At 63.0% G+C, this 26,878-nt stretch carries 23 protein-coding genes; 13 read left to right on the forward strand and 10 right to left on the reverse strand.

Annotated features, from left to right (window positions below):
- The first annotated feature begins 52 nt into the window (after window positions 1-52).
- Both ACVI9W_RS10245 and ACVI9W_RS10250 read left to right on the forward strand, forming a co-directional pair.
- Complete coding sequence (locus ACVI9W_RS10245) at window positions 53-838, forward strand: substrate-binding periplasmic protein (protein ID WP_461529935.1); 786 nt, start codon at window positions 53-55, stop codon at window positions 836-838.
- Between the two features lie 223 nt (window positions 839-1,061).
- Window positions 1,062-2,954, forward strand: coding sequence for a DEAD/DEAH box helicase (locus tag ACVI9W_RS10250; RefSeq protein WP_461529936.1), 1,893 nt, complete (start codon window positions 1,062-1,064; stop codon window positions 2,952-2,954).
- Between the two features lie 63 nt (window positions 2,955-3,017).
- On the opposite strand, the gene ACVI9W_RS10255 is transcribed toward ACVI9W_RS10250, so the two are convergent.
- The 3 genes from ACVI9W_RS10255 to ACVI9W_RS10265 form a co-directional block, all read right to left on the reverse strand.
- Window positions 3,018-3,596, reverse strand: a complete 579-nt coding sequence (locus ACVI9W_RS10255; protein ID WP_038615358.1) for a YceI family protein — start codon at window positions 3,594-3,596, stop codon at window positions 3,018-3,020.
- A gap of 33 nt (window positions 3,597-3,629) precedes the next feature.
- Window positions 3,630-4,181 carry a cytochrome b gene (locus tag ACVI9W_RS10260; protein WP_461529937.1) on the reverse strand — a complete coding sequence of 184 codons (552 nt, stop codon included), beginning with the start codon at window positions 4,179-4,181 and terminating at the stop codon, window positions 3,630-3,632.
- Between the two features lie 231 nt (window positions 4,182-4,412).
- Window positions 4,413-6,230 (reverse strand): flavin monoamine oxidase family protein, encoded by a 1,818-nt coding sequence (locus ACVI9W_RS10265; protein WP_461529938.1) that lies wholly within the window; start codon window positions 6,228-6,230, stop codon window positions 4,413-4,415.
- Between the two features lie 190 nt (window positions 6,231-6,420).
- Between ACVI9W_RS10265 and ACVI9W_RS10270 the strand changes: the two genes are divergently transcribed.
- Both ACVI9W_RS10270 and ACVI9W_RS10275 read left to right on the forward strand, forming a co-directional pair.
- Window positions 6,421-7,827, forward strand: coding sequence for an adenosylmethionine--8-amino-7-oxononanoate transaminase (locus ACVI9W_RS10270; protein ID WP_461529939.1), 1,407 nt, complete (start codon window positions 6,421-6,423; stop codon window positions 7,825-7,827).
- Window positions 7,828-7,925: 98 nt separating this feature from the next.
- Window positions 7,926-8,645 (forward strand): 16S rRNA (uracil(1498)-N(3))-methyltransferase, encoded by a 720-nt coding sequence (locus ACVI9W_RS10275; RefSeq protein WP_461529940.1) that lies wholly within the window; start codon window positions 7,926-7,928, stop codon window positions 8,643-8,645.
- Here ACVI9W_RS10275 and trhA read toward each other — a convergent pair.
- From trhA to pilG, 7 genes are read right to left on the reverse strand one after another with little or no spacing between them, the layout of a single operon-like run.
- Window positions 8,642-9,259, reverse strand: a complete 618-nt coding sequence (trhA, locus tag ACVI9W_RS10280) for a PAQR family membrane homeostasis protein TrhA (RefSeq protein ID WP_038615368.1) — start codon at window positions 9,257-9,259, stop codon at window positions 8,642-8,644. The genes ACVI9W_RS10275 and trhA overlap by 4 nt on opposite strands.
- Before the next feature lie 55 nt (window positions 9,260-9,314).
- Window positions 9,315-9,782 (reverse strand): chemotaxis protein CheW, encoded by a 468-nt coding sequence (locus tag ACVI9W_RS10285; RefSeq protein ID WP_342623512.1) that lies wholly within the window; start codon window positions 9,780-9,782, stop codon window positions 9,315-9,317.
- Window positions 9,775-15,099 (reverse strand): Hpt domain-containing protein, encoded by a 5,325-nt coding sequence (locus tag ACVI9W_RS10290; RefSeq protein WP_461529941.1) that lies wholly within the window; start codon window positions 15,097-15,099, stop codon window positions 9,775-9,777. The genes ACVI9W_RS10285 and ACVI9W_RS10290 overlap by 8 nt, the downstream gene beginning before the upstream one ends.
- Window positions 15,100-15,133: 34 nt before the next feature.
- Window positions 15,134-17,179 carry a methyl-accepting chemotaxis protein gene (locus ACVI9W_RS10295; protein ID WP_038615375.1) on the reverse strand — a complete coding sequence of 682 codons (2,046 nt, stop codon included), beginning with the start codon at window positions 17,177-17,179 and terminating at the stop codon, window positions 15,134-15,136.
- A gap of 15 nt (window positions 17,180-17,194) precedes the next feature.
- Window positions 17,195-17,749: a chemotaxis protein CheW gene (locus ACVI9W_RS10300; RefSeq protein WP_191830663.1), complete on the reverse strand. Its 555-nt coding sequence runs from the start codon at window positions 17,747-17,749 to the stop codon at window positions 17,195-17,197.
- On the reverse strand, window positions 17,746-18,111 hold the full coding sequence (pilH, locus tag ACVI9W_RS10305; RefSeq protein ID WP_038615379.1) for a twitching motility response regulator PilH: 366 nt from the start codon (window positions 18,109-18,111) through the stop codon (window positions 17,746-17,748). Before pilH ends, ACVI9W_RS10300 begins: the two co-directional genes overlap by 4 nt.
- A gap of 45 nt (window positions 18,112-18,156) precedes the next feature.
- Window positions 18,157-18,567, reverse strand: a complete 411-nt coding sequence (pilG, locus tag ACVI9W_RS10310) for a twitching motility response regulator PilG (protein WP_038615381.1) — start codon at window positions 18,565-18,567, stop codon at window positions 18,157-18,159.
- A 227-nt stretch (window positions 18,568-18,794) separates the two neighbouring features.
- Here pilG and gshB point away from each other — a divergent pair, with 227 nt between their 5' ends.
- From gshB to hslU, 9 genes are all read left to right on the forward strand, one after another.
- Window positions 18,795-19,748, forward strand: a complete 954-nt coding sequence (gshB, locus tag ACVI9W_RS10315) for a glutathione synthase (protein ID WP_038615383.1) — start codon at window positions 18,795-18,797, stop codon at window positions 19,746-19,748.
- Between the two features lie 109 nt (window positions 19,749-19,857).
- A complete protein-coding gene (locus ACVI9W_RS10320) occupies window positions 19,858-20,763 on the forward strand; it encodes an energy transducer TonB (protein WP_461529942.1) in 906 nt (301 codons plus the stop codon).
- Window positions 20,764-20,881: 118 nt separating this feature from the next.
- Window positions 20,882-21,451 (forward strand): YqgE/AlgH family protein, encoded by a 570-nt coding sequence (locus ACVI9W_RS10325; protein ID WP_461529943.1) that lies wholly within the window; start codon window positions 20,882-20,884, stop codon window positions 21,449-21,451.
- Window positions 21,451-21,885 (forward strand): Holliday junction resolvase RuvX, encoded by a 435-nt coding sequence (ruvX, locus tag ACVI9W_RS10330; RefSeq protein ID WP_038615389.1) that lies wholly within the window; start codon window positions 21,451-21,453, stop codon window positions 21,883-21,885. Before ACVI9W_RS10325 ends, ruvX begins: the two co-directional genes overlap by 1 nt.
- Window positions 21,886-21,939: 54 nt before the next feature.
- Window positions 21,940-22,458, forward strand: a complete 519-nt coding sequence (gene pyrR, locus ACVI9W_RS10335; RefSeq protein WP_038615391.1) for a bifunctional pyr operon transcriptional regulator/uracil phosphoribosyltransferase PyrR — start codon at window positions 21,940-21,942, stop codon at window positions 22,456-22,458.
- Window positions 22,459-22,470: 12 nt separating this feature from the next.
- Window positions 22,471-23,475, forward strand: a complete 1,005-nt coding sequence (locus ACVI9W_RS10340) for an aspartate carbamoyltransferase catalytic subunit (protein WP_038997542.1) — start codon at window positions 22,471-22,473, stop codon at window positions 23,473-23,475.
- On the forward strand, window positions 23,472-24,743 hold the full coding sequence (locus tag ACVI9W_RS10345) for a dihydroorotase (protein WP_461529944.1): 1,272 nt from the start codon (window positions 23,472-23,474) through the stop codon (window positions 24,741-24,743). Before ACVI9W_RS10340 ends, ACVI9W_RS10345 begins: the two co-directional genes overlap by 4 nt.
- A gap of 166 nt (window positions 24,744-24,909) precedes the next feature.
- On the forward strand, window positions 24,910-25,440 hold the full coding sequence (hslV, locus tag ACVI9W_RS10350; protein ID WP_342623516.1) for an ATP-dependent protease subunit HslV: 531 nt from the start codon (window positions 24,910-24,912) through the stop codon (window positions 25,438-25,440).
- A gap of 77 nt (window positions 25,441-25,517) precedes the next feature.
- Window positions 25,518-26,855, forward strand: coding sequence for an ATP-dependent protease ATPase subunit HslU (gene hslU / locus ACVI9W_RS10355; RefSeq protein WP_157194495.1), 1,338 nt, complete (start codon window positions 25,518-25,520; stop codon window positions 26,853-26,855).
- Window positions 26,856-26,878 lie beyond the last annotated feature (23 nt).

Consider the following 26,878-nt stretch of genomic DNA (forward strand, 5'->3'; position numbering starts at 1 on the left):
CTGGTGCGCACGACGACTAGCCATCGCCGTGCGCACGTCGTACTCTCCAGCCATGCCTGATTTCTCCCGCTTATTGACCGCCCTGCTGCTCACTTGCCTGAGTGCATTTGCCCACGGCGAGAAGCTGCGTATCGTTACCGAACCCTGGGCCCCCTATGTCTACGTGGAAAGCGGTCAGGCCAAAGGCATCGATTACGACGTCACTGTCGAAGTGTTCAAGCGCCTGGGTGTGGAAGTGGACTGGCAGTTCCTGCCCTGGAAGCGTTGTCTGGCAATGATTGATCAAGGCCTGGCAGACGGCATCCTGGATATTTTCTACACCGAACAGCGCGCCAATCAGCTCCTCTACCCCAACGAACCGTTATCCGATGTGGAGTTCGTGCTGTTCTATGCCAATGCCCGACCCCATCCGGTCAACAGTCTGCAAGACCTGCGCGGCCTGACCGTTGGCACCTCTCCTGGCTATTCCTATGCGCCAGCGTTCAGCGATTCGCCATTTTTTACCCGCGAGCCAGCGCCAACCCATGAAGCCAACTTCGGCAAACTGCAGCGCGGGCGCATCGACTTGCTGATCACCGACCGCCGCGTCGGTCGCTACCTCAGCAAATATCTTGGCCTGGATCAGCAGATCAGCGAACTGCCGTTGGTGGTCAGCCGCCAGAGCCAGTACCTGGCGGTACGCCGCGATGTCGGCATGGACAACCTGATTCAACGCTTTAACGCCGAGCTGAACCGCTTCAAGCAAGAGCCGGCCTATGCGGCCCTGAATGCCCGCTATGCCGGTGCCGAAGAAAACTTTCGAACCACCGTTGAGCAGCAGGAACGCAGCACGCCCTGAATGCTCTGTTATACTCGGGCCTTCCCGCCAGGCTTACGCCCGGACGCTCGGCCTTGCAAAAGGCATCCCGACGGCAGGACAGCGCGGCCAAGAGCCCGCCCGCCATACTCCGGATGCGCATTGAAGACCCTGCTGGACCGGACGCGATAGCATCACCCGATGCCCGTCGCGCCAGGCAAGATTATCCCATCGGGCTTAGCCCCCACTAAGAACAGGATTGCTCATGTCCTTTGCTTCCCTCGGTCTCTCCGAGGCTCTAGTCAGTGCCATCGAGGCTGCTGGCTATACCCAGCCCACTCCGGTGCAACAGCGGGCCATTCCCGCCGTGTTGCAAGGTCGCGACCTGATGGTTGCCGCCCAGACAGGTACTGGTAAAACTGGTGGTTTCGCCCTGCCGATCCTCGAGCGCCTGTTTCCAGGTGGTCACCCAGACAAATCCCAGCGTCATGGCCCTCGCCAGCCGCGGGTTCTGGTGCTGACTCCGACGCGCGAACTGGCCGCCCAGGTGCATGACAGCTTCAAGGTTTATGCCCGTGACCTCAAATTCGTCAGCGCCTGCATCTTCGGTGGCGTCGGCATGAACCCACAGGTTCAGGCCATGGCCCGTGGCGTTGATGTGCTGGTGGCCTGCCCGGGCCGCTTGCTCGACCTCGCCGGCCAAGGCAGTGTCGACCTCTCCCACGTCGAAACCCTGGTGCTGGACGAAGCCGACCGCATGCTCGACATGGGCTTCATCCACGACGTGAAGAAAGTCCTCGCACGCCTGCCGGCCAAGCGTCAGAACCTGCTGTTCTCGGCGACCTTCTCCAAAGACATCACCGACCTTGCCGACAAGCTGCTGCACAACCCCGAGCGCATCGAGGTTACTCCGCCGAACACCACGGTCGAGCGGATCGAACAGCGTGTCTACCGCCTGCCGGCCAGCCATAAGCGTGCCCTGCTGGCCCACCTGATCACCACTGGCGCGTGGGAACAGGTACTGGTTTTCACCCGCACCAAGCACGGCGCCAACCGCCTGGCCGAATACCTGGAAAAGCACGGCCTGACCGCCGCCGCAATCCACGGCAACAAGAGCCAGAATGCCCGCACCAAAGCCCTGGCCGACTTCAAGGCCGGCACCGTGCGCATCATGGTTGCCACCGATATCGCTGCCCGTGGCCTGGACATCGACCAACTGCCGCATGTGGTCAACTTCGAGCTGCCCAACGTCGAAGAAGATTACGTGCACCGTATCGGTCGTACCGGCCGTGCCGGTCGCTCGGGTGAAGCGATCTCGCTGGTCGCTCCGGATGAAGAAAAGCTGCTCAAGAGCATCGAGCGCGTCACGCGTCAGAAGATCCCGGATGGCGACCTGATGGGCTTTGATGCCTCCAAGGTTGAAGCCGAGAAACCTGAAGTCCGCGAGCGTCCACAAAACAACCCGCGTGGTGGCCGTGGTCAGCGTGCTGACGGCACCAACACCGGCAACGGCGGGCGCAAGGACAAAGGCAAGGATCAGGGCAAGGAAAAAGGTCGCGACAAAGACAAGGAAAAAACCGCAGAGAAGTCTGCCGGTGGCCGCCAGGAACGCAAACCACGCGACAACAAAAAGCCTCGCCCGCAACAGTCCGCACAAGCCGGCGCGCCATCGGCACCCGCTAATCGTGACCCAGAAGAGTTCCTGGATGACGAAGTGGACAACTTTGGTAACCGCGCCGACTACGTCAGCCCTTACCAGAACAAGGGCAACCAGGGTCGCAACCGTCGCCCTGGCGCACCCGCCCAGGCAGGTGCCGGCGCCAGTGGCCAGCCGCGTAGCGGTGGTGGTCAAGGCCGCAACAACAATGGCCCGCGTACCGGTACAGGTGGTTCGGCCAGCGGCGAAAAACGCGGTGGTTCGCGTAATGGCGGTGGTGGTCAACCGCGCCGTGATGGCGGCGGCGCCCGCAATCGTCGTCCGAACAGTGACAATCAATCGGGCGAGCCAGCCGTGCGCAATCCGCGTGAAGGCCAGCCGCAACCGAAGATCATGCACAAAGAGTCGAAGATCGACCGTTTCCCGACTGCCGAACAGCTTGAGCAACTGCCAAGCCGTCCACGTGGCGAGAAACCTGCACTGCTGACGCGTAATCGCTGATCCAGTCATGCAGATACAAAAACGCCGCCCCTAGGGGCGGCGTTTTTGTTGCTGCGGCAACAATTACTTCTGCTTGATGCCTTCGATCGAGATATCCAGATCCAGGGTCTGCGATGTAGCGCCTGGGCCTTTGATGCCGAAATCGTTCAGGTTCAGCGTGGTGGTAGCGTTGAAGCCTGCACGCTCGCCGCCCCATGGATCCTTGCCTTCACCGTTGAAGGTTGCCTTGAAGGTTACCGGCTTGGTCACGCCGTGCATGGTCAGGTCGCCAGTCACGTCAGCGGTTTTCTCGCCAGTCGGCTTGACGCTGGTGGAGACGAACTTGGCCTCTGGGTACTTCTTCACATCGAGGAAATCTTTGCTGGCGATGTGTTTGTCACGCTCGGCGTGGTTGGACCACAGGCTGGCGGTTTTCAGGTCGACAGCGATCTTGCTGGCTTCAGGCTTGGCAGCATCCCAGCTGAAGGAGCCGTCGAAGTCCTTGAAGGTACCGTGGATGAAGCTGTAACCCAGGTGGCTGATCTTCCAGTCTACGAAGGCATGCTGGCCTTCCTTGTCGATCTTGTAGTCTGCAGCCATGGCCTGGCCAGCCGAAAGCAGTGCGGTACCGAGCGCCAGAGCGGCAAAAGTCTTTTTCAACATGCGTCTATATCCCTTTGGAGTGGAGGTTGAACATCAAGCTTTGCGGCCCAGCATGCGTTTGAGGGTCGCGTCACGGTCGATAAAGTGGTGCTTCAGGGCAGCCAGTCCGTGCAGACCGGCAAAAATCACCAGGCCCCAGGCCAGGTAGAAATGGATTACACCGGCGACATCCGCCTGATCGGGCAAGTCGCTGACCAGCGCTGGCACTTCAAAAAGCCCGAACACCGGGATACCCACGCCATCGGCGGTGGAAATCAGGTAGCCGGCGGTCATCACCGCGAACAGACCGAAGTAAAGCAGAGCGTGCCCGGCCTTGGAGGCTACGCGGGTCAGCTTGTCGTGGTTCGGCAGCGCCGGTGGTGGCGGGCTGATGAAGCGCCAGGCCACGCGCGCCAGCATCACGGCCAGCAATACCAGACCGATGCTCTTGTGCAGGTCGGGGGCTTCTTTGCGCCAAGGACTGTAGTAGTCCAGGCCCATCATCCACAGACCCAGCCCGAACAATCCGAACACTGCCAGTGCCACGCCCCAGTGCATGACGATGCTGACCAGACCGTAGCGAGAAGATGAATTGCGCAGTTGCATTGCCGTGTTTCCCTGTAAGAACTGTACTCAGACTAACAACTTATTTATCGAATTAAAGCGGAAAAATTTGCTTCGAAATATCGAAAAAAACGATGAATAGTGTGTAACAGCGTTATTAAGGAAACATTAACTGTAAGGGAAGGTGTAGCGACATCGCGGGGCAAGCCCGCTCCCACAGGATTGATTCTGACCCTGTAGGAGCGGGTTTAGCCCGCGATAAATCCAACGCAATTACTGCGCTTTAGCCTGCACGTTGGCCACTGGTTTCTTGACCGGCGCAGGTTTGGCGGCGGCCTTCTTCGCCTGCTCGGCCTTGGCCACCGGCTTTTTCACCGGTGCTGGCTTGGCCGCCGCCTTGGCGGGTGCAGCCTTGACCGGTGCGGCCTTGACCGGCTCCTCTTTGGCAACCGGAGGCACTACTGGCGCAGGTGCTGCAACCGGTGCCTGAGCAGCTTCTGCCGGCTTGGCCGCAGGCTTTTCAACAGGCTTGTCGTCACTGCCGAACATCCGCGAGAAGAAGCCTGGCTTGCTCGCTTCGTTTTTCACCGGCTCCGCTGCCTTGGCAGACTTGTCGGACGACCCACCAAACAGGTTGGAGAAGAAGTTGCCCTTGCTGGCCGCCACCGCAGTAGCAGCTGCTGCGGCTGGCGCCGCGCTGACAGGGTCGAAGGACTTGCCCGCCGCCAGGTCCTGGACCTGGCTGGCTGCACGCTGACCACTGCGCAGCGCGCCTTCGAGAGTGCCTGGGTAGAGCGCATCGGTGTGCTCGCCGGCAAAGGCGATACGCTGCACCGGACGCTCCCACAAGCGCCAGAATTTGCTGATCTGGCCCGGGCCATAGGCCAGGTAGGCACCGCCCATGTTGGCGTCGGTGCTGTAACGGCGGACTTCATAACCGGTGAAGGCACCGCGAGCCTGTGGGTAGAACGCATGCATGCGGATCAACACCTGGTCGACCATCTGCTTGTCGCCGAAAGCCTGCAGCAGGCGCGCGTTGTCACCGGACAGGTTGATGACGACGTTGGCGCCACCTTTGAGCGCAGGCTCGACCCACAGCATGCCAAGACCGGTGTTGCTGTAGATTTCGCCGGACATGCGCGCGCGGCTCTCCCACACCGGGGTCTTGAACTTCAGCAACAGCTGGTCACGCCAGCCATAGTTGGTGCCCTTCAAGGCGGCCAGGTGTTTGGTGTCCAGGCCGGGGGTCATCTGGATCTTGGCCAGCGCGCGCAGCGGCACGGCCAGGACCACGTAATCGGCCTGATAACCGACGCTGCCGACTTTGACAGTCACGCCGTCCTTGTCCTGGGTAATGGCACTGACCGGCGAGCTGGTCTTGATGGTCTTCAGCTGCTTGACGAACGCCTGGGCCAGCACCGGGCTGCCGCCTGGCAGGCGTGCGGCGCGCAGGTCACGGTCGCTAACACCGCGATAGACGCGGGTCTGCTGGGCGAAATAGAGCAGCGACAGGCGCGATGGCTCGTCGTAGCGGGTACGGATCTGCTGGTTGACCAGCTGACGCGCGGTGGTCGGCAACTGCAGCTTGTCCAGCCAGCCGGACACGTTCAGCTGGTCGAGGGCGAACAAGGTACTGTTGGCCGCCGGGTTCTGCGGGTCGTCAATCGAGCGCGCCAGATCGTCGAGGGTCTTTTCATAGCGCTTGAGCGCCTCGGCGGTCGCCGGTTGCTTGGTCGCAAGGTCGGACGAGCTGAAATACTCGCCATCGATCAGGTAACCCGGTGTACGAACGAACTCCGGTGCCGGCAGGGTGGTGATCTTGAAGGTATCGAGGTACTGGTTGAGGATCGGCTGAGCCTTGCTGTTACCGATCCATTCGCTGGTGGCCAGCCCGGAACGCCCGCCCATCCCCGATTTGGCTTCGAGCAGGGTTACCTGCCAGCCCTTGCCCTGCAATTCATAAGCGGCAGTCAGGCCAGCCAGACCACCGCCGACGACGATTACCGTCGGGGTTTTGTCCTTGGCCAGCGCAGTGCCGCTGAACAGTCCTATCATTACCAGCGCACAGGCGCGCAGCCACCCAGCAGACATGTTGGCGAACTCCGGATCAAAGCAGAAAGATGGGGGGATTCCCCCTGGAAAGAGTAGCCGAAGAATACGCGAGGCCAAGTCCCCCGGCTAGCGACGCCAGCGGCTGATTGCATGTCACGGGTTGTCCTCGACCGACGCATTGCATAGGCTTGCGCCGCATGTCCGCGCTGTCGTCGCCAGGAGAAGAGAAATGGGCCTCAACCAACAGTGGATGCAACGTGACCTGAAGGTCCTGTGGCACCCCTGCACCCAGATGAAAGACCATGAACAACTGCCGCTGATCCCGATCAAGCGCGGCGAAGGCGTGTGGCTGGAAGACTTCGAAGGCAAACGCTACCTCGACGCGGTCAGCTCCTGGTGGGTCAACGTCTTCGGGCATGCCAACCCGCGGATCAACCAGCGCATCAAAGACCAGGTCGATCAGCTTGAGCACGTGATCCTCGCAGGCTTCAGCCACCAACCGGTGATCGAGCTGTCCGAACGCCTGGTGCAGATTACGCCCGAAGGGCTGACCCGGTGCTTCTACGCCGATAATGGGTCGTCCTGCATCGAAGTGGCGCTGAAAATGAGCTTTCACTACTGGCTCAACAAAGGCCTGCCAGAGAAGAAGCGCTTCGTCACCCTGAGCAACAGCTACCACGGCGAGACCATCGCGGCGATGTCGGTGGGCGATGTACCGCTGTTCACCGAAACCTACAAGGCGCTGCTGCTCGACACCATCAAGGTGCCAAGCCCCGATTGCTACCTGCGCCCCGAGGGCGTGAGCTGGGAGGAGCACTCGCGCACGATGTTCGCGGCCATGGAGCAGACCCTGGCCGAGCATCACGACACGCTCGCCGCAGTGATCGTCGAGCCGCTGATCCAGGGCGCGGGCGGCATGCGCATGTACCACCCGGTTTACCTCAAGCTGCTGCGTGAGGCCTGCGACCGCTATGGCGTGCACCTGATCCACGACGAGATCGCCGTTGGTTTCGGCCGTACCGGGACGATGTTCGCCTGTGAGCAGGCCGGCATTCGCCCCGACTTCCTCTGCCTGTCCAAGGCCCTGACCGGCGGCTACCTGCCACTGGCGGCGTGCCTGACCACCGACGAGGTGTACAACGCCTTCTACGACGACTACTCGACCCTGCGCGCCTTCCTCCACTCGCACAGTTACACCGGCAACCCGCTGGCCTGTGCGGCGGCACTGGCGACCCTGGATATTTTCGAACAGGACAACGTGATCGAGAACAACAAGGCCCTGGCCTCGCGCATGGCCAGGGCCACGGCGCATCTGGTCGATCATCCGCACGTCGCCGAAGTGCGCCAGACCGGCATGGCCCTGGCGATCGAGATGGTCCAGGACAAGGCCAGCAAGACCGCCTATCCCTGGCAGGAACGCCGCGGCCTGAAAGTCTTCGAACACGCCCTGACACGCGGCGCCCTGCTACGCCCGCTGGGTAGCGTGGTGTACTTCCTGCCGCCGTATGTGATTACCCCGGAACAGATCGATTTCCTTGCCGAAGTGGCCAGTGAGGGTATCGATATCGCTACGCGCGACAGCGTCAGTGTGGCGGTTCCGGGTAATTTCCATCCTGATTTTCGCGATCCGGGCTAGCAAGCATCGCGGGGCAAGCCCGCTCCCACAGGCGTCACACATCCCCTGTGGGAGCGGGCTTGCCCCGCGATAGACCAACACATATTCCGAGTTTTCAAATGAGACTGTCCCGCTTCTTCATCGACGCCCCCCTGAGCCTCGGCGAGCACGACTTGCCCGAAGCCCAGGCCCACTACATTGGCCGCGTACTGCGCATGGCCGCTGGCGATGCCGTACAGCTGTTCGACGGCAGTGGCCAGGAGTTCCTCGGCCAGCTGCTCGAAGTCGGCAAGAAAGCCGTACGGGTGCAACTGAACGAGTCCTTCGCCGGGCAGGCAGACTCCAGCCTCATGGTTCACCTCGGCCAGGGCCTGTCGCGCGGCGAGCGGATGGACTGGGCGATCCAGAAAGCCACCGAACTGGGGGCCAACGTCATCACCCCGATCGTCAGCGAGCGCTGTGAAGTACGCCTCAAGGACGAGCGCGCCGACAAGCGCCTGGCCCACTGGCGCCAGGTGGCAATCAGTGCCTGTGAGCAGTGCGGCCGCTCAAGCGTGCCGCAGATCAACCCACCGGTATTGCTGGCCGACTGGCTCAAGGCCTGTGATGAACAGCTCAAGCTGGTCCTGCACCCGGTGGCCGAGCCGCTGGTCAGCCACCAGAAGCCGCAGAGCCTGGCATTCCTGATCGGCCCGGAAGGCGGCTTGAGCGAGGCCGAGGTCGAGCAGGCCAAGGCCGCCGGTTTTCATGCCGCGCGCCTCGGCCCACGGGTCCTGCGTACCGAAACCGCTCCGGTGGTGGCGTTGGCGGTTGCCCAGCAGCTGTGGGGCGACTTCTAGAGCACGTAGAAAAATACAGCGATGAAGTGCAACAGGCTGCCGGCAATGACAAACAGGTGCCAGATGCCATGCCAGTGGCGGAAGCGACTGTCATAGGCAAAGAAGATGATGCCGATGGTGTAGAACGCGCCACCGGCCGCCAGCCAGGCAAACCCGGCAGCCCCGAGACTGGCCAGCAGCGGCTTGACTGCGACCAGCACGATCCAGCCCATCAGCGCATAGATGATGATCGACAGCACCCGCGCTTCGGAGCGCGGCTTGATCTCCTGCAGCATGCCGATTACCGCCAGCCCCCAGACCACCCCGAACAGGCTCCAGCCCCAGGGCCCGCGCAGGCTGACCAGACAAAAAGGCGTGTAACTGCCGGCAATCAACAGATAGATCGACAAGTGATCGAGCTTGCGCATCACCACTTTGGCCTTGCCGCGCACGCTGTGATAGATCGTTGAAATGCTGTAGAGCAACAGCAGGGTAAAGCCGTAGATCGCCAGGCTGACGATCTTCCAGGGATCGCCCTGCAGACTGGCCACCACCAGCAGCCAGACTGCGCCGATACAGGCCAGCACCGCGCCGACCAGGTGCGTCCAGGCATTGAAACGTTCACCGTGATACATGCAACAGGGTCCTCCGAACGACGGCCAGGCTTCCTATCCTACCCAGGCAAATGTTTCAAACCAGCCCCGCATCCTCAAGCAATTGTTCAAGTGCTGGCAGGTCGGGCACCCTGGCCACCTGATCGCCGACCTGCACTGCCGCCAGCTCCAGCGCAGCCAGGGGCACATCGACGTAGTTGAGCTGGCTGTCGAGTTTGCATGAGCGCGGAATGCCCTGCACCAACACGGCAATGAAGCGCAAACGGCTGCCCCCCAAGGCGTTGAGCACGACAATGCGCGCCCGCTCCCCTACCCGTACCTGTCCACCACAAGCCGCCTCGAAGCTGAGCAACGGCAGACGCTGGTTACGCCAGTCAATCCAGCCGAGCATCCAGTCGGGCTGTTCAGGCGCCGGGGTGCCGGCCTGATAGCCGATCAGTTCGGCCACCGCGACGTTGGGCAATACCAGACAACGATCGGCCAACGCCAGCAGCAAGCCGGTCAAGCTGCTACGACGGCCATTGCGGGCGGACTGTTCAAGCATGACGGCTACTCCAAAGCGCAATACTCTGCAGTAACACCGACTCCTGATAGGGTTTGCCCAGGTAGTCGTTGACCCCGATGGACATCGCCCGGTCACGGTGTTTCTGCCCGGTCCGCGAGGTGATCATGATGATGGGCAGGTCCTTCAGGGCCGGGTCGTGACGGATCTGCGTGGCCACCTCAAAACCATCCATACGCGGCATTTCGATGTCCAGCAGCAACACATCCGGACGATGCTCCTGCAGCAGCGTCATCGCATCGACGCCGTCCTTGGCGGTCAGCACGTTCATGCCATGACGTTCAAGCAGGCGGCCGGTAACCTTGCGCACTGTCACCGAATCATCGACCACCATCACCAGCAATGGCCGCTTCGGCGCCTGGTCGAGCTGCTGCGCAGGCAAACGCGCAGAGCTGCCCGCTTGCTGGGCGTGATGCTGCTGCAAGCCACGCAGCTGGCCTGGCAAATCAACAATCAGCACCACCCGGCCATCGCCCAGCAAGGTCGCTCCGGATAACCCCTGGACGCTGGCAAACTGCGGCCCGAGGCTCTTCACCACGATCTCGCGGCTGGCCGCCAGGCTGTCGACCTGGATTGCGAACTGTTGTTCATGAGAATGCACCAGCAATACCGGCAGCGGCAGGCTCTGGCCCAGCAGACGCGGTTGCACGGCACCTTGCAGCAGCTCACCGAGGTAACGCAGTTCGTAGCGACGCCCGGCGTATTCATAGTGCGGCGGATCAAGCTGGTAGCAGGCTTCCAGCTCGGCCGGCGGCACGCGCACAATGCCTTCGATGGTGTTGAGCGGCACCGCGTACTGCTCTTCGCCGTACTGCACCATCAGCGCGCGGTTGACCGACACGGTAAACGGCAATCGAATCAGAAAGCGCGCGCCCTTGCCTGGACTGGACTCGATCACCATCGAACCACCGAGTTGCTTGACCTCTTCATGGACCACGTCCATGCCCAGGCCCCGCCCGGAAATCTGGGTAATTTTCTCGGCGGTAGAGAACCCCGGCTGGAGGATGAACTGCATCACTTCATGGTCGCTGAGGACTGCCGCGGGGTCGAGCAAGCCACGCTTGATCGCCTTGTTTCGTACCGCGTCCAGTGGCACACCGGCGCCGTCGTCGGTCATTTCAATGACGATATCAGCGCCTTCGTGCAACAGGGTCAGTGAAATCAGCCCCTGCTCCGGCTTGCCGGCAGCCAGGCGGATTTCACGGGACTCCAGGCCATGGTCGACGGCGTTGCGCAGCATGTGTTCCAGCGGTGCCACCATGCGCTCCAGCACGCTACGGTCCATCTCGCCTTCGGCATTGCCGACCACCAGCTCGACCTGTTTGCCGAGCTCGCTGGCCACCTGCCGCACCACCCGCTGCAACCGTGGTACCAGACGTTCGAACGGCACCATGCGCGTGCGCATCAGGCCCTCTTGCAGTTCGCTGTTGACCCGCCCCTGCTGCTGCAACAGGCTTTGCGCATCCTGGGCGCGCAGGGTCAGGGTTTCCTTGAGATCGAGCAGGTCGGAGGCCGACTCGAACAAGGCCCGCGACAGCTGTTGCAACTGGGAGTGGCGGTCCATTTCCAGCGGGTCGAAGTCGTCATAGATCTGGCCATCGCCCTCCCCCTGCTGACGACTGAGGATCCGCCCCTGGGTTTCAGTATCCAGGCGGCGCAACTGGTCGCGCATGCGCTCCAGGGTGGTTTCCATCTCGTTCAGCGCGACCTGGGCATCATTGACCTGCTGTTCGATACGCCCGCGAATGATCGAATGCTCGCCCGCCAGGTTGCCCAGGTCATCCAGCAGGTCAGAAGCCACCTTGACCATGTCCACCGGCCCACGCTCGGGGGCTGCCACCGGCGCTTCCACCGCTGTGGCCGCTTCAGGATGCGACTGCTGGGCTGCGGTATCGGCCAGCGCCGCACTGCTGAAGTTGCGAATGTAGTCGATCAGGGCTGTCGCCGCGTGCAACGGCTGTTGCAGGCGTACCGCGTCGAGCATGTGCGCCAGGCGGTCATGGCAGTTCTGCAACAGGCTGAACAGCGCCGCGTTGGGCTGCAATTGCCCGGCAGCCAGCAGTTCATAGAGAAACTCGAGTTCGTGGGCCAGATCGCCGATCGGCGCGATCTCGACCATGCGCGCACCACCCTTGAGGGTATGCAGATCGCGCAGCAGGTTCTCCACCTCGACCGCATTACGCGGTTCGGCTTGCCAGCGCAGCAAGGCGGCGCCGGAGCTTTCGACAATATCGAAGCTCTCTTCGAGGAAAATTTCCAGCAGCTCCTTGTCGCCGGCTTCCTGCACCGGGTCGGCAGGCTTGTCCGCTGCTGCTACAGGAGGCGCGCTGTGACGATACTCACGCAGCGCCGCCAGCAACGTCACCGCCGACGAGGGCGCGTGGCCTGCCTGTAGCTGTTCAAGCACCTCGGCCAATTGGGCATGGCTGCTACGGAGCAAGCTGAACAGCTCAGCGCTCGGGGCGAAACGTCGATCCACCAAGCCTTCGTACAACAGCTCAAGTTCCTGGGCGAGTACCTCGACCGCACCGATGGCGGCCATCTGCGCACCACCCTTGAGGGTCTGCAGGTCACGGTGCAGCGACGACAACGCCGAGGCATTGTCGGCATCGGCCAACCAGCGTTCCAGCGCCTGATTGGCGCTTTGCAGCACATCGCGGGCCTCTTCGAGAAACAGCTCGATCACGGCAGGGTCCATCGCCAGCGCTGCCGTTGCAGCGCTCAGGTCGGCAATCTGCGCTTGCCCCTGACGATGGCTGATCAGCCCTGTAGCCTCGGGTGCCAACGCTTCGTCGAGCAGTTCACGCAAGGCTTCAAGGCGTTCAGGATGGGCATCCACCTCTTGACCGGCGGCAAGCTGGTCGAGCATGTCGATCAGCGCCTCGTGGGCGTGCTGCGCCTGTTCGAAAAAGCGTGCACTGACGGCCAGGCTGCTTTCCTCGACCGCGCCATACAGGTCCAGCAGGGCTTCGCAGAGTTCATCCACCTGCCACAGGTCAGCCAAATGGGCGCTCTGGCCCAGGGTGGTCAACTCATCGAGCAGCGCCGTGAGTTCCTGACGCTCGCTCGGGTGCTCTTGCCAGCGCAACAACAGCGATTCGGCATCGAGCAGGATATCCATACCCTGGGCGAGGAAGCTGGCAATCAACTGCGGATCGCGCTTGATCCGCAGGCCCTGACTCGGCGCCTGAAGCAGGGCCTGCAGACGTGCTTCAACCACCTGATGGATTTCCTCGATCAGGGTCGAAGCACCGCTGATCACCGCCAATGGCGCACTGGACAACTGGGCCAGGCCGCGGCGCAACAGCGGTTCGGCGCTCTCCAGCAGATAGATTTCTTCAAGGTCGAAGGCCAGCTGATGGGCCTTGAACTCGCGGGCCAGTAGGTCGAGCGCGGCGGCAAGCTCGGCAATCGGTAGCACCCCGGCCATGGCGGCGCTGCCTTTAAGGGTGTGAAACGCGCGCTGCAGACTGTCACTGACCGGCTGCGGCAACTGCTGATCGGCGGCGGCCAGGAAGCTGTCGAGACTGGCCAGATGCCCCTCGGCCTCGTTGCGAAAAATCTCCAGTAGCTGCGGGTCGATGGCCTCGCTGGCGTCGGCCTCATGGGGCGCGTCATTCATCGCTAGGGCGTGCAGATGCAAGGCCAGCTGTTCGACGTCTTTGCCCGCCTGCAGCTGACCGTTGGCAAAGGCCACCAGCAAGCCGGGGATCAACGTCAATGCCTGCTGCAAACTGGCCAGCGGCGCAGCCCCCACTTCGACGCGGCCCTCAAGGACCCGATTGAGCAGGTGCTCGGCCGCCCAGGCCAGCTCCGCCAGACCTTGTGCGGCGACCATCCGCCCGCTGCCCTTGAGGGTGTGCAGGCCCCTACGCAGTTCTACCAGGGCGTCGCGGTCGGCAGTGTTGGCCTGCCAGCGCGCCCATTGTTGATTGAGCTGAGGCAGGAGCTCATCAGCCTCTTCGAGGAACACCTCGCGTAGCTCGTCATCGACCACCGGCGGCTCGGTAACCGCCGCCTCGACCTCAACCACCTCAGGTTCAGGTTCGGGCTCCGGCTCAGGCATATAACCCAGCGCCGCCAGGCTGGCCTGGGCGGCATCGAGAAACTGCCGGGGATTGGCTTGTGGATCAGCGAGCAACCATTGCAGATAGCACTCACCGGCGCTCAAGGCATCGGCCAGGTGCGCCAGTGCTGTGGCATCCGGTGGCGCCGCGCCGAGCAGGTGACGCTGGGCGTAGTCGGCACACTGGCCAATCAGAGCAGCCGCACGGGGCAGCATCAGCATGGCCAGGGCGCCGCGGATCTGCTGCAGCAAGTTCGGCAGTACCAGTAGGCGCTGGGGTTGCCAGCCGGCATCAAGACAATCACCGAGCTGATCCTTGACCTGCTGCAACACCGAATGGGCCTCTTCCAGCACAAGCTGGCGGATTTCGGCCAGGTCGGTGCCAGGCAGCGAACTCTGGTTCGGGTGCTGCTCCAGCGGGCCGACCATGCCCGCCAGGGTTGCTTCGACATACAGCAGCGCGCCGGCGATATCCATCAACACCGCATCGTCTGGCGCGCGCTGGCCCTGGGCCAGACTCTGCAACACCAGCACCTGGTCGATGATCACCCGCCGGGGCTGGCTGAAGCCGAGCACCGCCAGGGTGTCGGCAATCTGCCGCAGGGGCGAAAGCAACGGCTGCAGGTCATCGATACGCTGACGGTCACTGCGGACAAACAGGTCTAGACGTTCCTTGACCCGCATCAGATCCTCACACAGCGCCGCCACCACCGATCGCAGGGCATCGCGGTCGGAACCCGCCTGCAGACGCTCACGCAGGGAACCCAGGGATAGATCAAGATTGGCCAGTTCCTCGGCTGCCCCCGGCGCCGTGCCGGACAGGCTGCCGACAGCCAAAGGCTCGACACCACGCTCGGCCCGCAGCTGGTTGAGCACCGGCAGCACCACCAGCGGCAGGTCGCGCCGGGCGCTACGCAGCCGTTCCAGATACAGCGGCAGCTGTTCAAGGCCGCGAAACAACGCGCCCAGGGCTTCGCCGCGCTGGCTGACACGCTTTTCCTTCAGGGCTATGCCCAGTTGCTCCAGCTCTTCGGCGAGCAATGCGGCGCCACTGAGTTCGAGCATCACCAGGCAGCCGCGCACCTGGTGCAGGTTGTCGATAAACCCGAGCAGGTCATCTTCATCGCCGGGTTCCGCGCAAAAGTGCTCCAGCGCCAGGCGTGCCTGGGCCAGGCAGTCGGCGATGGCGCTCTTGACCCAAGTCAGGGCTACCGTGTCGTGGCGCTCAGCCATATCTGCTCCCGTTGCCATGCTCACGTGCGGGCGCTCAACGTGGTGGGTTCGGTGGCAGGGTGAAGCCGGACACCGAGCGGCGCATTTCACTGGCCATACGGGCCAGATTACCAATGCTTTCGGCGGTCGCGCTGGATCCTGCCGAGGTCTGTGAGGTGATTTGCTGAATTATCGCCATGGTATGCGAGATCTGCCCGGCCGATGAGGTCTGGAGCTGGGCGGCGTCGGAGATGCTGTGGATGAGTTCGGCGAGGGTTTGCGACACCCCTTCGATCTCCTCCAGGGCGACGCCGGCATCCTGGGCCAGGCGCGCACCGCGCACCACTTCAGCAGTGGTCTGCTCCATGGAAATCACTGCCTCGTTGGTGTCGGTCTGAATGGTGCGGACCAATGCCTCGATCTGCCGGGTGGCCGAGGATGAGCGTTCAGCCAGACGCTGAACCTCGTCGGCGACCACAGCGAAGCCACGCCCCGCCTCGCCCGCCAGCGACGCCTGGATCGCCGCATTGAGGGCGAGAATGTTGGTCTGGTCGGCAATGTCATCGATCAGGCTGACGATGTCGCCGATCTCCTGGGACGACTCGCCCAGGCGCTTGATCCGTTTGGCGGTGTCCTGAATCTGTTCGCGAATGTTGTCCATGCCGCGGATGGTGTTGTGCACCACTTCATTGCCCTTGTTGGCAATGGCCACCGAGCGCTCGGCAACCTTCGCCGACTCGTAGGCATGGGTGGAAACCCGGTCGATGGACTCGGCCATGTCGCCGACTGCCACCGAGGCTTCGGTGATCTGCTCGGCCTGGTGTTCCGAGGCCTTGGCCAGCTGGTGGGCGGTGTTCTGGGTGTCCTGCACGGCGCTGGCCACTTCCTCGGCACTGAGGTTGATGGTGGCCACCAGGTCACGCAACTGGTCGATGGAGTAATTGATCGAGTCGGCAATCGCACCGGTGAAGTCTTCGGTCACCGACACCATCACCGTCAGGTCGCCATCGGCCAGGTCTTCAATTTCGTCGAGCAAGCGCATGATCGCTTGCTGGTTGCGCTCATTCATCTGCGCGGTTTCACGCAGCTGGCGATGGGTTTCACGGACCATCACCAGGCCGATGAGGATGATCGACGCCAGTGCCAGCAGCCCCAGCACATAGCCACCGACGGTATCCAGGGTGCGCCCGCCGGCAAGGTTCTCGAAGCCGTTGGCCAGGCGCGAGGCTTCATCGAGCAGGGTCTGCGACTGGTTGAAGATGTTCCCGGCCGCCTCACGCACGCGGAACAGTTCTGGCGAGGTTTCGAGAATCTCATCCACAGAACCGGCAACGAACTGGAACAGCTCGGCGATATCCGCCAGCCGCGCCCGGGCATCGAGGTCTTGAACACGGGTGATATTCAGGGTCGGGTTGCCGCCGAGCATGCCTTCGAGCACCTGGCCGAATCGGCTGGCATCGCGACCAAAGGCGTCGGCGGCCTGCACTGAAGTCTCGTCACCGGCCAGCACGGTATTGACCGAACCCAGGATGCGCTCGGCCAGCAACGACTGGCGCTGGGCCACCGCCACCTGATTGGCCGGTGCGCCGCTCTGCAGCAGGATTTCGACGACTTTTTCGTACTCAACCTGCAGTTGCGGCACGGTCTCGGCCAGGGTTGCGGCAACCTGGTGCAGCGACAGTACCGTCTGCTCACTGGCCAGAATGGTATCGGTGTTCTTGCGCAAACCTTCCCAGTCGCGCAGCACCGCATCCATTTCGTTGCGCACCGCCGGTGGTGCGGCAGGCAGGCCGGTGGCCGCGTCACCTTTGTTCAGATAACCCCAGCGCTGCTCGAAATCGTTACGTGCCTCGCTGAGCAGGCGAAACGCCCGCGCCTTGCCCGCTGCCGCTTCGGTGGCGTTCTTGGCAATGCGCTGGGACAACACCCGCAACTCACCGGCGTGGCCGATGTACTGCTTGTCGTAATTGGCCTGGGTGTTGAGGTAGGCGAAGTTGGCGAACAACAGGATGATCGACAGGATCAAGACGACGAACAACGCCGCGATCCGGGCGCTGCTGCGCGAGCCTGGGGTTGAAGAAGCGGTGGTGGTCTTGGTCACGAATCCGGCATTCCTTTACAACGCCACGTCGAGAAAGCCCGGCGCCTGGGCCAGGGCCAGCGGGCTGAAAATGGCCCAGCAGCGTTGCTGCTGGAAATGGCCCTGGACAAAGGGTTCCGCACCGCTGAGCAACGGGGTGGGCGGCGACAGTTCGAGGCTGTGCAGGGGAAAATGCTGCAACCCCAGCACCTCGTCGACCAACAGCCCGGCAAACAGCTCTTCATGATCGAGCACCAGCACCCGTCGCTGCTTGCGCGGTGCCGACAGCCCGAGGCCAAAAAAGCCGCACAGGTCCATGACCGGCAGCAGCCGCCCACGCAGGTTGGCCACCCCGCTGACCCAGGGTTTTACCCCGGGAATCCGGCTCAGGCGCGGCTCATGCAGGACTTCGGCGACCTCGCCCATGGGCGCGACGAACCACTGTTCGCCGATGCGAAAGCCAATACCGCTCCAGCTCTGCAGGCGGGTTTCCTGCAACGGCAGATCGGCCGCCAGCAGCCGGCAGCGCCGGTCGATGTCCAGCAGCAGCTCGAAGGCCGTCAGCGACTCGCCCATGGGTTGGGTGGTCAACCTTTGAGCACGCCGTTGAGCACCTTGATCAGGGTCTCTTCATCCACCGGCTTGGTCAGATAGTCGCTGGCGCCTTGGCGCTTGCCCCAGACCTTGTCGGTTTCCTGATCCTTGGTGGTAACGATGATCACCGGGATGGCGGCTGTTTCCGGGTCTTTGCTGAGCTGACGGGTCGCCTGGAAACCGTTGACACCGGGCATGACGATATCCATCAGCACCGCATCCGGCTTTTCGTGACGCGCCAGCGCCACGCCATCGGCGCCATTCTCGGCCTTGAGCACCTGATGCCCGTGTTTTTCGAGCATTCCGGTCAGTTTGTACATTTCGGTCGGCGAATCGTCGACGATCAGAACTCGGGCCATGCTGTTCCCCATCAAAGGACTGGACGCCGCTGCCGGGGCGCGGCGTCAGGGTGCGTGTTGTTCTTCTGCGGCGAACCCGGGCACATGGGCCCTGATTGCATCCAGCAGTTCTTCCTTGCTGAAAGGTTTGGTCAAAAATTGATCGGAGCCGACCACGCGGCCCCTGGCCTTGTCGAACAGGCCGTCACGGGACGACAGGAGAATCACCGGCGTGTCCTTGAAAGCACTGTTGTGCTTGATCAGGGCGCAGGTCTGGTAACCGTCCAGACGCGGCATCAGCACGTCGACGAAAATGATCTGCGGATGCTGGTCGACGATCTTGGCCAGCGCATCAAAGCCGTCGGTGGCGGTGATGACCTCGCAGCCTGCTTCATTGAGCAACATTTGTGCGGTGCGACGGATCGTTTTCGAGTCATCGATCACCATCACCTTCAGTGCCGCGCCGGGCTGTTCCATAATTGCTCTACCATCGCTGCTCAAGCGTCGCCTGGAAAGGCCGTGCAGGCCACGTGCCAGGCCTTTTTAGCACACTCTGGGGGTGCATTCCATCGGCCTGCGCCACGGCCCGCCGCAGCGCCGTCCAGGATGCGTTTTTCCCTTGACCGCCAGCGCTGCGAGCGCCACCCTGACGCCACTTTTCATTCGAGCTACTGCGGCATAGCGCCGCCGAGAGGAACTACCCCATGAGCGTTCGCCTCGGGATTGTCATGGACCCCATCGCGTCCATCTCCTACAAAAAGGACAGCTCGCTGGCCATGTTGCTGGCGGCCCAGGAACGCGGCTGGTCGCTGTTCTACATGGAACAGCAGGACCTCTACCAGGGCAAGGGCCAGGCCCGCGCGCGGATGCGCCCGCTGAAGGTGTTCGCCGATCCTCAGCACTGGTTCGAGCTGGAAGCCGAGCAAGACAACGCCCTGAGCGATCTGGACGTGATCCTGATGCGCAAGGATCCGCCATTCGACATGGAATTCGTTTACAGCACCTACCTGCTGGAACAGGCCGAAGCCGCTGGCGTGCTGGTGGTCAACCGTCCGCAGAGCCTGCGCGACTGCAACGAGAAGCTGTTCGCCACCCTGTTCCCGCAGTGCACACCGCCGACCCTGGTCAGCCGTCGCCCGGACATCATTCGCGAATTCGCCGCCGAACATGGCGACGTGATCCTCAAACCGCTGGATGGCATGGGCGGTACCGGGATCTTCCGCCATCGCGCAGGCGACCCGAACCTCTCGGTGATTCTCGAGACCCTGACCCTGCATGGTGCCTCGCAGATCATGGTCCAGGCCTACCTGCCGGCGATCGTCGACGGCGACAAGCGCATCCTGATGATCGATGGCGAGCCGGTGCCTTACTGCCTGGCGCGCATTCCGGCCAGCGGTGAAACCCGTGGCAACCTGGCCGCCGGCGGCCGTGGCGAAGCCCGCCCGCTGACTGACCGCGATCGCTGGATCGCCGAACAGGTCGGCCCGACCCTGCGCGAGAAAGGCCTGTTGTTCGTTGGCCTGGACGTCATTGGTGAGCACCTGACCGAAATCAACGTCACCAGCCCGACCTGCATCCGCGAAATCGACAACGCCTTTGGCACCCGCATTGGCGTACAGCTGATGGATGCCATTGATCGCAAGCTCAAGGCGCGCTGACCGCCGACGCGGAGCAACCGCGCAGAGTGGGGTATCATGCCGGTCGTTTTTTTGACCTGTGCACCCGCTCTGCCGGTTTCCGCCCGGCCTCGCGGCTGCTGGATACCTGATGACGCTGCCTGCTGACATCCCCGCCGACTTCACCCCGCCCCGCGTTCGCCCGGCGGATCGGCTCGGCTTTACCTTGTTCCTGGCAGCGCTGGTGCACCTGGCGCTGATCCTCGGCGTGGGCTTCACCATTGCCAAGCCGGAAGAAATCCGCCGCACCATGGAAATCACCCTGGCGACCTTCAAGAGCGAGAAAGCCCCGCAGAAGGCTGACTTCCTGGCCCAGGATAACCAGCAGGGCAGCGGCACCCTGGACAAGAAAGCGGTGCCCAAGACCACCGAAGTCGCACCGTTCCAGGACAGCAAGATCAACAAGGTGACACCGCCTCCCGCGGCCAAGCCCGAAGTGCAGCCGCAACCGGCGCCGCCCAAAGCCGTAGTCGCCACCCAAGCGCCAAAGCCGCAAAAGGTCGAAACCCGGCCCAAAGAAGCCAAGCCGCAGCCCAAACCCAAGGCTGCGACCCCGGACTTTGACAGTTCGCAGCTGTCCAGCCAGATCGCCAGCCTCGAAGCCGAGCTCTCCAACGAGCAACAGCTGTACGCCAAGCGCCCGCGTATCCATCGCCTGAACGCCGCCTCGACCATGCGCGACAAGGGCGCCTGGTACAAGGATGAATGGCGCAAGAAGGTCGAGCGCATCGGCAACCTCAATTACCCTGACGAAGCCCGTCGCCAACAGATCTACGGCAGCCTGCGGCTAATGGTCTCGATCAACCACGACGGCTCGCTCTATGAAGTGCTGGTGCTGGAGTCTTCCGGACAACCGCTGCTCGACCAGGCCGCCCAGCGCATTGTTCGCCTGGCGGCGCCATTTGCACCGTTTACCGGCGATCTGGCCGACATCGACCGGCTGGAGATCATTCGTACCTGGCGCTTCGCCCGCGGCGACCGCCTGTCCAGCAATTAACCGGTGGGAGCGGGCTTGCCCCGCGATTGCGGCCTGTCAGTAACATCGCATCGCGGAGCAAGCCCGCTCCCACACTTCAGGCTTGTCAGTCTGCCGTACCGACGCCACACTAATAGCCATGAAAAACCTCAGCCCGAGTTACCTCAAGCATCAGTTCCTGATCGCCATGCCGCACATGGCCGACCCGAACTTCGCGCATACCTTGACCTACATCGTCGAGCACAACGCCAATGGCGCGATGGGGCTGGTGGTCAATCGGCCCCAGGAGCTCAACCTGGCCGATATCCTCGAACAACTGCGCCCGAACGTCGAGCCGCCAGCCAGCTGCATTCAGGTACCTATCTACATGGGCGGCCCGGTGCAAAGCGACCGAGGCTTCGTCCTGCACACCAGTGACAAGAGCTTCCAGGCCACCATCGAGCTGGACGGTCTGTCGCTGACCACTTCCCAGGATGTGCTGTTCGCCATCGCCGATGGTGGCGGGCCGAAGCAGAGCCTGATCACCCTCGGCTATGCGGGCTGGGAAGCCGGCCAGCTGGAAGCGGAACTGGCCGACAACGCCTGGCTCAACTGCCCGTTCGACCCCGAGATCATCTTCGGCATGGCCTGCGAGCAGCGTCTGGCCGCCGCAGCGGCGAGCCTGGGCATCAACCTGAGCCTGCTGACCAGCCAGGCGGGGCACGCCTGATGGCCGAACTGCGTCTGCTGCTGGGCTTTGACTACGGCACCAAACAGATCGGTGTCGCCGTCGGCCAGGTCATCACCGGCCAGGCCCGCGAGCTGTGTACCCTCAAGGCCCAGAACGGTGTACCGGACTGGACCCAGGTGGAAAAACTCATCCAGGAGTGGAAGCCCGACGCCATCGTCGTTGGCCTGCCACTGAACATGGACGGTACCCCCAGCGAAATGAGTGCCCGCGCCGAAAAATTCGCCCGGCGCCTGAACGGCCGTTTCAACCTGCCCGTGCATACCCACGACGAACGCCTGACCACCTTCGAAGCCAAGGGCGAGCGCATGGCCCGCGGCGGCCAGCGTGGCAGTTACCGCGACAACCCGGTCGACGCCATTGCCGCCGCCCTGCTGCTGCAAGGCTGGCTGGAGGCCAATACCGGGCAATCCTGATCATCGGATTCAAGCCGGGCCAGCGCTGCGCCCCCGGCCTCTTGAGGAGCAAGCATGAGCCTACCCAATCCCGCCGAACTGATCCGGCAGATGGCTGTCGACCTTCGTGCCCATCTGGCCCGGCGCAACATTAGCGAGCCACGCTTCATCGGCATCCGTACCGGGGGCATCTGGGTTGCCCAGGCCCTGCTCGAAGAACTGGGCAGCGATGCCGCCCTCGGCACCCTCGACGTTTCGTTCTATCGCGATGACTTCAGCCAGAACGGCCTGCACCCGCAAGTGCGCCCATCGGAGCTGCCATTCGAGATCGAAGGCCAGCATCTGATCCTGGTCGACGACGTGCTGATGAGCGGTCGTACCATCCGCGCTGCCCTCAACGAACTGTTCGACTATGGCCGTCCGGCCAGTGTGACGCTGGTGTGTCTGCTCGATCTGGATGCCGGCGAATTGCCGATCCGCCCGAATGTGGTCGGCGCGACGCTGTCGCTGGCCGCCCATGAACGGGTAAAATTGACCGGACCCGCACCGCTCGCCCTCGAGCGCCAGGACCTCGCTTCCGCTTCCGCCCTTTAAGAGTCCCTCGCGATGACGCCAATCGACGCCAAGCGCCCGCTGCAGCTCAATGATCAGGGCCAGCTGCGCCACTTTCTCTCGCTCGACGGTTTGCCCCGCGAACTGCTGACCGAAATCCTCGACACCGCCGACTCCTTCCTGGAAGTCGGCGCCCGGGCCGTTAAAAAAGTCCCGTTGTTGCGCGGCAAGACCGTCTGCAACGTGTTCTTCGAGAACTCCACCCGTACCCGTACCACCTTCGAACTGGCCGCCCAGCGGCTGTCGGCCGACGTCATCACCCTGAATGTGTCGACCTCCTCGACCAGCAAGGGCGAAACCCTGTTCGACACCCTGCGCAACCTTGAAGCCATGGCCGCCGACATGTTTGTCGTGCGTCACGGCGACTCCGGCGCCGCGCACTTCATCGCCGAGCACGTCTGCCCGGAAGTGGCGATCATCAACGGTGGTGACGGCCGTCACGCTCACCCGACCCAGGGCATGCTCGACATGCTGACCATTCGTCGGCACAAAGGCGGCTTCGAGAATCTCTCGGTGGCCATCGTCGGCGATATCCTGCATTCGCGGGTCGCGCGCTCGAACATGCTCGCCCTGAAGACCCTGGGCTGCCCGGACATCCGCGTGATCGGCCCGAAAACCCTGCTGCCGATCGGTATCGAGCAGTACGGCGTGAAGGTCTACACCGACCTCGAACAGGGCCTCAAGGACGTCGACGTGGTGATCATGCTGCGCCTGCAGCGTGAGCGCATGGCCGGCGGCCTGCTGCCCAGCGAAGGCGAGTTCTACCGCCTGTTCGGCCTGACCACCGCACGCCTGGCCGGGGCCAAGCCCGATGCCATCGTCATGCACCCGGGGCCGATCAACCGCGGCGTGGAGATCGAATCGGCGGTGGCCGACGGTGCCCACTCGGTGATCCTCAACCAGGTCACCTACGGCATCGCAGTGCGCATGGCCGTACTGTCCATGGCCATGAGCGGACAGACCGCGCAACGTCAATTCGAGCAGGAGAACGCCCAGTGACCCTCAGTATTCTCGGCGCCCGGGTCATCGACCCCCTGAGCGGCCTGGACCAGACCACTGATCTGCACATTGATGCTGGCAAGATTGTCGCCATCGGCGCGGCCCCCGCAGGCTTCAAGCCGGCGCGCAGCATCGACGCCCAAGGCCTGATCGCCGCCCCCGGCCTGGTCGACCTCAACGTCGCCCTGCGCGAGCCGGGTTACAGCCGCAAGGGCAGCATCGCCAGCGAAACCCGCGCGGCGGCCGCTGGCGGCGTCACCAGCCTGTGCTGCCCACCGCAAACCAAGCCGGTGCTGGATACCTCGGCCGTCGCCGAGCTGATCCTCGACCGCGCCCGCGAAGCCGGGCACAGCAAAGTGTTTCCGATCGGCGCCCTGAGCAAAGGCCTGGAAGGCGAACAGCTGGCAGAGCTGATTGCCCTGCGCGACGCCGGCTGCGTGGCGTTCGGCAACGGCCTGAAAGCCTTTGGCAACAACCGTACCCTGGCACGTGCCCTGGAGTACGCGGCAACCTTCGACCTGACAGTGATCTTCCACTCCCAGGACCGCGACCTGGCCGAGGGCGGCCTCGCCCACGAAGGCGCAATGGCCAGCTTCCTCGGTCTGCCGGGCATCCCGGAAACCGCCGAAACCGTGGCCCTGGCGCGCAATCTGCTGCTGGTCGAACAGACGGGCGTACGCGCGCACTTCAGCCAGCTGACCAGCGCCCGTGGCGCGCGCCTGATCGCCCAGGCCCAGGAACTGGGCCTGCCGGTCACCGCCGACGTGGCGCTGTACCAGCTGATTCTCACCGACGAAGCGCTGCGCGACTTCTCCAGCCTGTACCACGTACAACCGCCGCTGCGCACCCAAGCTGACCGCGATGGCCTGCGCGAGGCGGTCAAGTCCGGGGTGATCCAGGCGATCTCCAGTCATCACCAGCCGCACGAGCGCGATGCCAAGCTGGCACCGTTCGGGGCCACCGAGCCGGGCATCAGCAGCGTCGAACTGCTGCTGCCACTGGCGATGACCCTGGTGGAAGATGGCTTGCTCGACCTGCCAACTTTGTTGCAACGTTTGTCCAGCGGCCCTGCCGAGGCCCTGCGCCTGCCGGCCGGGCAACTGAAAGTCGGCGGTGCCGCCGATCTGGTGCTGTTCGATGCCAAGGCCTCGACCGTGGCGGGTGAGCAGTGGCGCTCCAAAGGCGACAACTGCCCGTTCATCGGCCACTGCCTGCCGGGTGCGGTGCGTTATACCTTGGTCGATGGGCACATCAGCCACGAAGCCTGATCATCGCGGGGCAAGCCCGCTCCCACCAGGATGGTGATAGTCCTGTGGGAGCGGGCTTGCCCCGCGATAAAGATTGACCACTCATCCTTCAAGGTTGAAATCCTTCCCACCACCCCCATATGAGTCTGCATCAGGCATTTTCGCCCCGCTGCGTGGAGACTCTCCCTTGACCACCATCGTTTCAGTTCGCCGCCACGGCAAAGTCGTCATGGGCGGCGACGGCCAGGTTTCTCTCGGCAACACCGTGATGAAAGGCAACGCCAAGAAAGTCCGCCGCCTGTACCACGGTCAGGTCATCGCCGGCTTCGCCGGTGCCACCGCCGACGCATTCACCCTGTTCGAACGTTTTGAAGGCCAGCTGGAAAAACACCAGGGCCATCTGATCCGCGCCGCCGTCGAGCTGGCCAAGGAATGGCGTACCGACCGTTCCCTGAGCCGTCTGGAAGCCATGCTGGCGGTTGCCAACAAGGACGCTTCGCTGATCATCACCGGCAACGGTGACGTGGTCGAACCCGAAGACGGCCTGATCGCCATGGGTTCCGGTGGCGGCTACGCCCAGGCCGCTGCCCGCGCCCTGCTGCAAAAGACCGACCTCTCGGCCCGTGAAATCACCGAGACCGCCCTGAACATCGCCGGTGACATCTGTGTGTTCACCAACCACCACCTGACTATCGAGGAGCAGGACCTGGCCGAGTAATTCAGCTGTTCTGGCGCCCGGCCCCGGTGGCCGGGCTTTTCCACGCTGACTTATCGAGCCCAAGGACCATCACAACCATGTCCATGACCCCCCGCGAGATCGTCCACGAACTCAACCGCCACATCATCGGCCAGGACGACGCCAAGCGCGCCGTCGCCATCGCCCTGCGCAACCGCTGGCGGCGCATGCAGCTCCCGGCTGAGCTGCGCGTTGAAGTCACGCCAAAGAACATCCTGATGATCGGCCCGACCGGCGTCGGCAAGACCGAAATCGCCCGGCGCCTGGCCAAACTGGCCAATGCCCCGTTCATCAAGGTCGAAGCGACCAAGTTCACCGAAGTCGGCTACGTTGGCCGTGACGTCGAGTCGATCATTCGTGATCTGGCCGATGCCGCGATCAAGATGCTCCGCGAGCAGGAAATCGTCCGTGTCGGCCACCGTGCCGAAGACGCCGCCGAAGAGCGCATCCTTGATGCCCTGCTGCCACCGGCACGCACCGGCTTCAACGAAGACCAGGTCAACACCCAGGACTCCAACACCCGCCAACTGTTCCGCAAGCGCCTGCGCGAAGGCCAGCTGGATGACAAGGAAATCGAGATCGAAGTGGCCGAAGCCATGGGCGTCGACATTTCCGCGCCACCGGGCATGGAAGAGATGACCAACCAGCTGCAGAACCTGTTCGCCAACATGGGCAAGGGCAAGCGCAAGAGCCGCAAGCTCAAGGTCAAGGAAGCACTCAAGCTGGTGCGCGATGAAGAAGCCAGCCGCCTGGTCAACGAAGACGAGCTCAAGGCCAAGGCCCTGGAAGCGGTCGAGCAGCACGGCATCGTGTTCATCGACGAAATCGACAAGGTTGCCAAGCGTGGCAATGTCGGCGGCGCCGATGTTTCGCGCGAAGGCGTGCAGCGCGACCTGCTGCCGCTGATCGAAGGCTGCACGGTGAACACCAAGCTGGGCATGGTCAAGACCGACCACATCCTGTTCATCGCCTCCGGTGCCTTCCACCTGAGCAAGCCGAGCGACCTGGTCCCTGAGCTGCAAGGCCGTCTGCCGATCCGCGTCGAACTCAAGGCCCTGAGCCCGGAAGACTTCGAGCGCATCCTCAGCGAACCGCACGCCTCGCTGACCGAGCAATACCGCGAGCTGCTGAAAACCGAAGGCCTGCACATCGAGTTCGCCGCCGAAGGTATCAAGCGCTTGGCCGAGATCGCCTGGCAGGTCAACGAGAAAACCGAGAACATCGGTGCCCGTCGCCTGCACACCCTGCTCGAGCGCCTGCTTGAAGAGGTGTCGTTCAGTGCCGGTGACCTGGCCAGCGCCCACAACGAAGCGCCGATCCGTATCGACGCCGAGTACGTCAACAGCCACCTCGGCGAATTGGCGCAGAACGAAGACCTTTCTCGTTATATTCTGTAAGCCTCACTCTCTTACAGGCAGGG

Source organism: Pseudomonas sp. 210_17 TE3656 (genome assembly GCF_054821965.1).

Bases quoted from the DNA above. Each gene is read 5' to 3' on its own strand.
- ACVI9W_RS10265 (WP_461529938.1), bottom strand. From the start codon at position 6,230: ATGTCTGCTGGGTGGCTGCGCGCCTGTGCGCTGGTAATGATAGGACTG.
- pyrR (WP_038615391.1), top strand. From the start codon at position 21,940: ATGAGCCTACCCAATCCCGCCGAACTGATCCGGCAGATGGCTGTCGAC.
- ACVI9W_RS10275 (WP_461529940.1), top strand. From the start codon at position 7,926: ATGAGACTGTCCCGCTTCTTCATCGACGCCCCCCTGAGCCTCGGCGAG.
- ACVI9W_RS10320 (WP_461529942.1), top strand. From the start codon at position 19,858: ATGACGCTGCCTGCTGACATCCCCGCCGACTTCACCCCGCCCCGCGTT.
- pilH (WP_038615379.1), bottom strand. From the start codon at position 18,111: ATGGCCCGAGTTCTGATCGTCGACGATTCGCCGACCGAAATGTACAAA.
- ACVI9W_RS10270 (WP_461529939.1), top strand. From the start codon at position 6,421: ATGGGCCTCAACCAACAGTGGATGCAACGTGACCTGAAGGTCCTGTGG.
- ruvX (WP_038615389.1), top strand. From the start codon at position 21,451: ATGGCCGAACTGCGTCTGCTGCTGGGCTTTGACTACGGCACCAAACAG.
- ACVI9W_RS10340 (WP_038997542.1), top strand. From the start codon at position 22,471: ATGACGCCAATCGACGCCAAGCGCCCGCTGCAGCTCAATGATCAGGGC.
- ACVI9W_RS10245 (WP_461529935.1), top strand. From the start codon at position 53: ATGCCTGATTTCTCCCGCTTATTGACCGCCCTGCTGCTCACTTGCCTG.
- hslU (WP_157194495.1), top strand. From the start codon at position 25,518: ATGTCCATGACCCCCCGCGAGATCGTCCACGAACTCAACCGCCACATC.
- ACVI9W_RS10250 (WP_461529936.1), top strand. From the start codon at position 1,062: ATGTCCTTTGCTTCCCTCGGTCTCTCCGAGGCTCTAGTCAGTGCCATC.
- ACVI9W_RS10290 (WP_461529941.1), bottom strand. From the start codon at position 15,099: ATGGCTGAGCGCCACGACACGGTAGCCCTGACTTGGGTCAAGAGCGCC.
- gshB (WP_038615383.1), top strand. From the start codon at position 18,795: ATGAGCGTTCGCCTCGGGATTGTCATGGACCCCATCGCGTCCATCTCC.
- ACVI9W_RS10285 (WP_342623512.1), bottom strand. From the start codon at position 9,782: ATGCTTGAACAGTCCGCCCGCAATGGCCGTCGTAGCAGCTTGACCGGC.
- ACVI9W_RS10255 (WP_038615358.1), bottom strand. From the start codon at position 3,596: ATGTTGAAAAAGACTTTTGCCGCTCTGGCGCTCGGTACCGCACTGCTT.
- ACVI9W_RS10260 (WP_461529937.1), bottom strand. From the start codon at position 4,181: ATGCAACTGCGCAATTCATCTTCTCGCTACGGTCTGGTCAGCATCGTC.
- pilG (WP_038615381.1), bottom strand. From the start codon at position 18,567: ATGGAACAGCCCGGCGCGGCACTGAAGGTGATGGTGATCGATGACTCG.
- ACVI9W_RS10325 (WP_461529943.1), top strand. From the start codon at position 20,882: ATGAAAAACCTCAGCCCGAGTTACCTCAAGCATCAGTTCCTGATCGCC.
- trhA (WP_038615368.1), bottom strand. From the start codon at position 9,259: ATGTATCACGGTGAACGTTTCAATGCCTGGACGCACCTGGTCGGCGCG.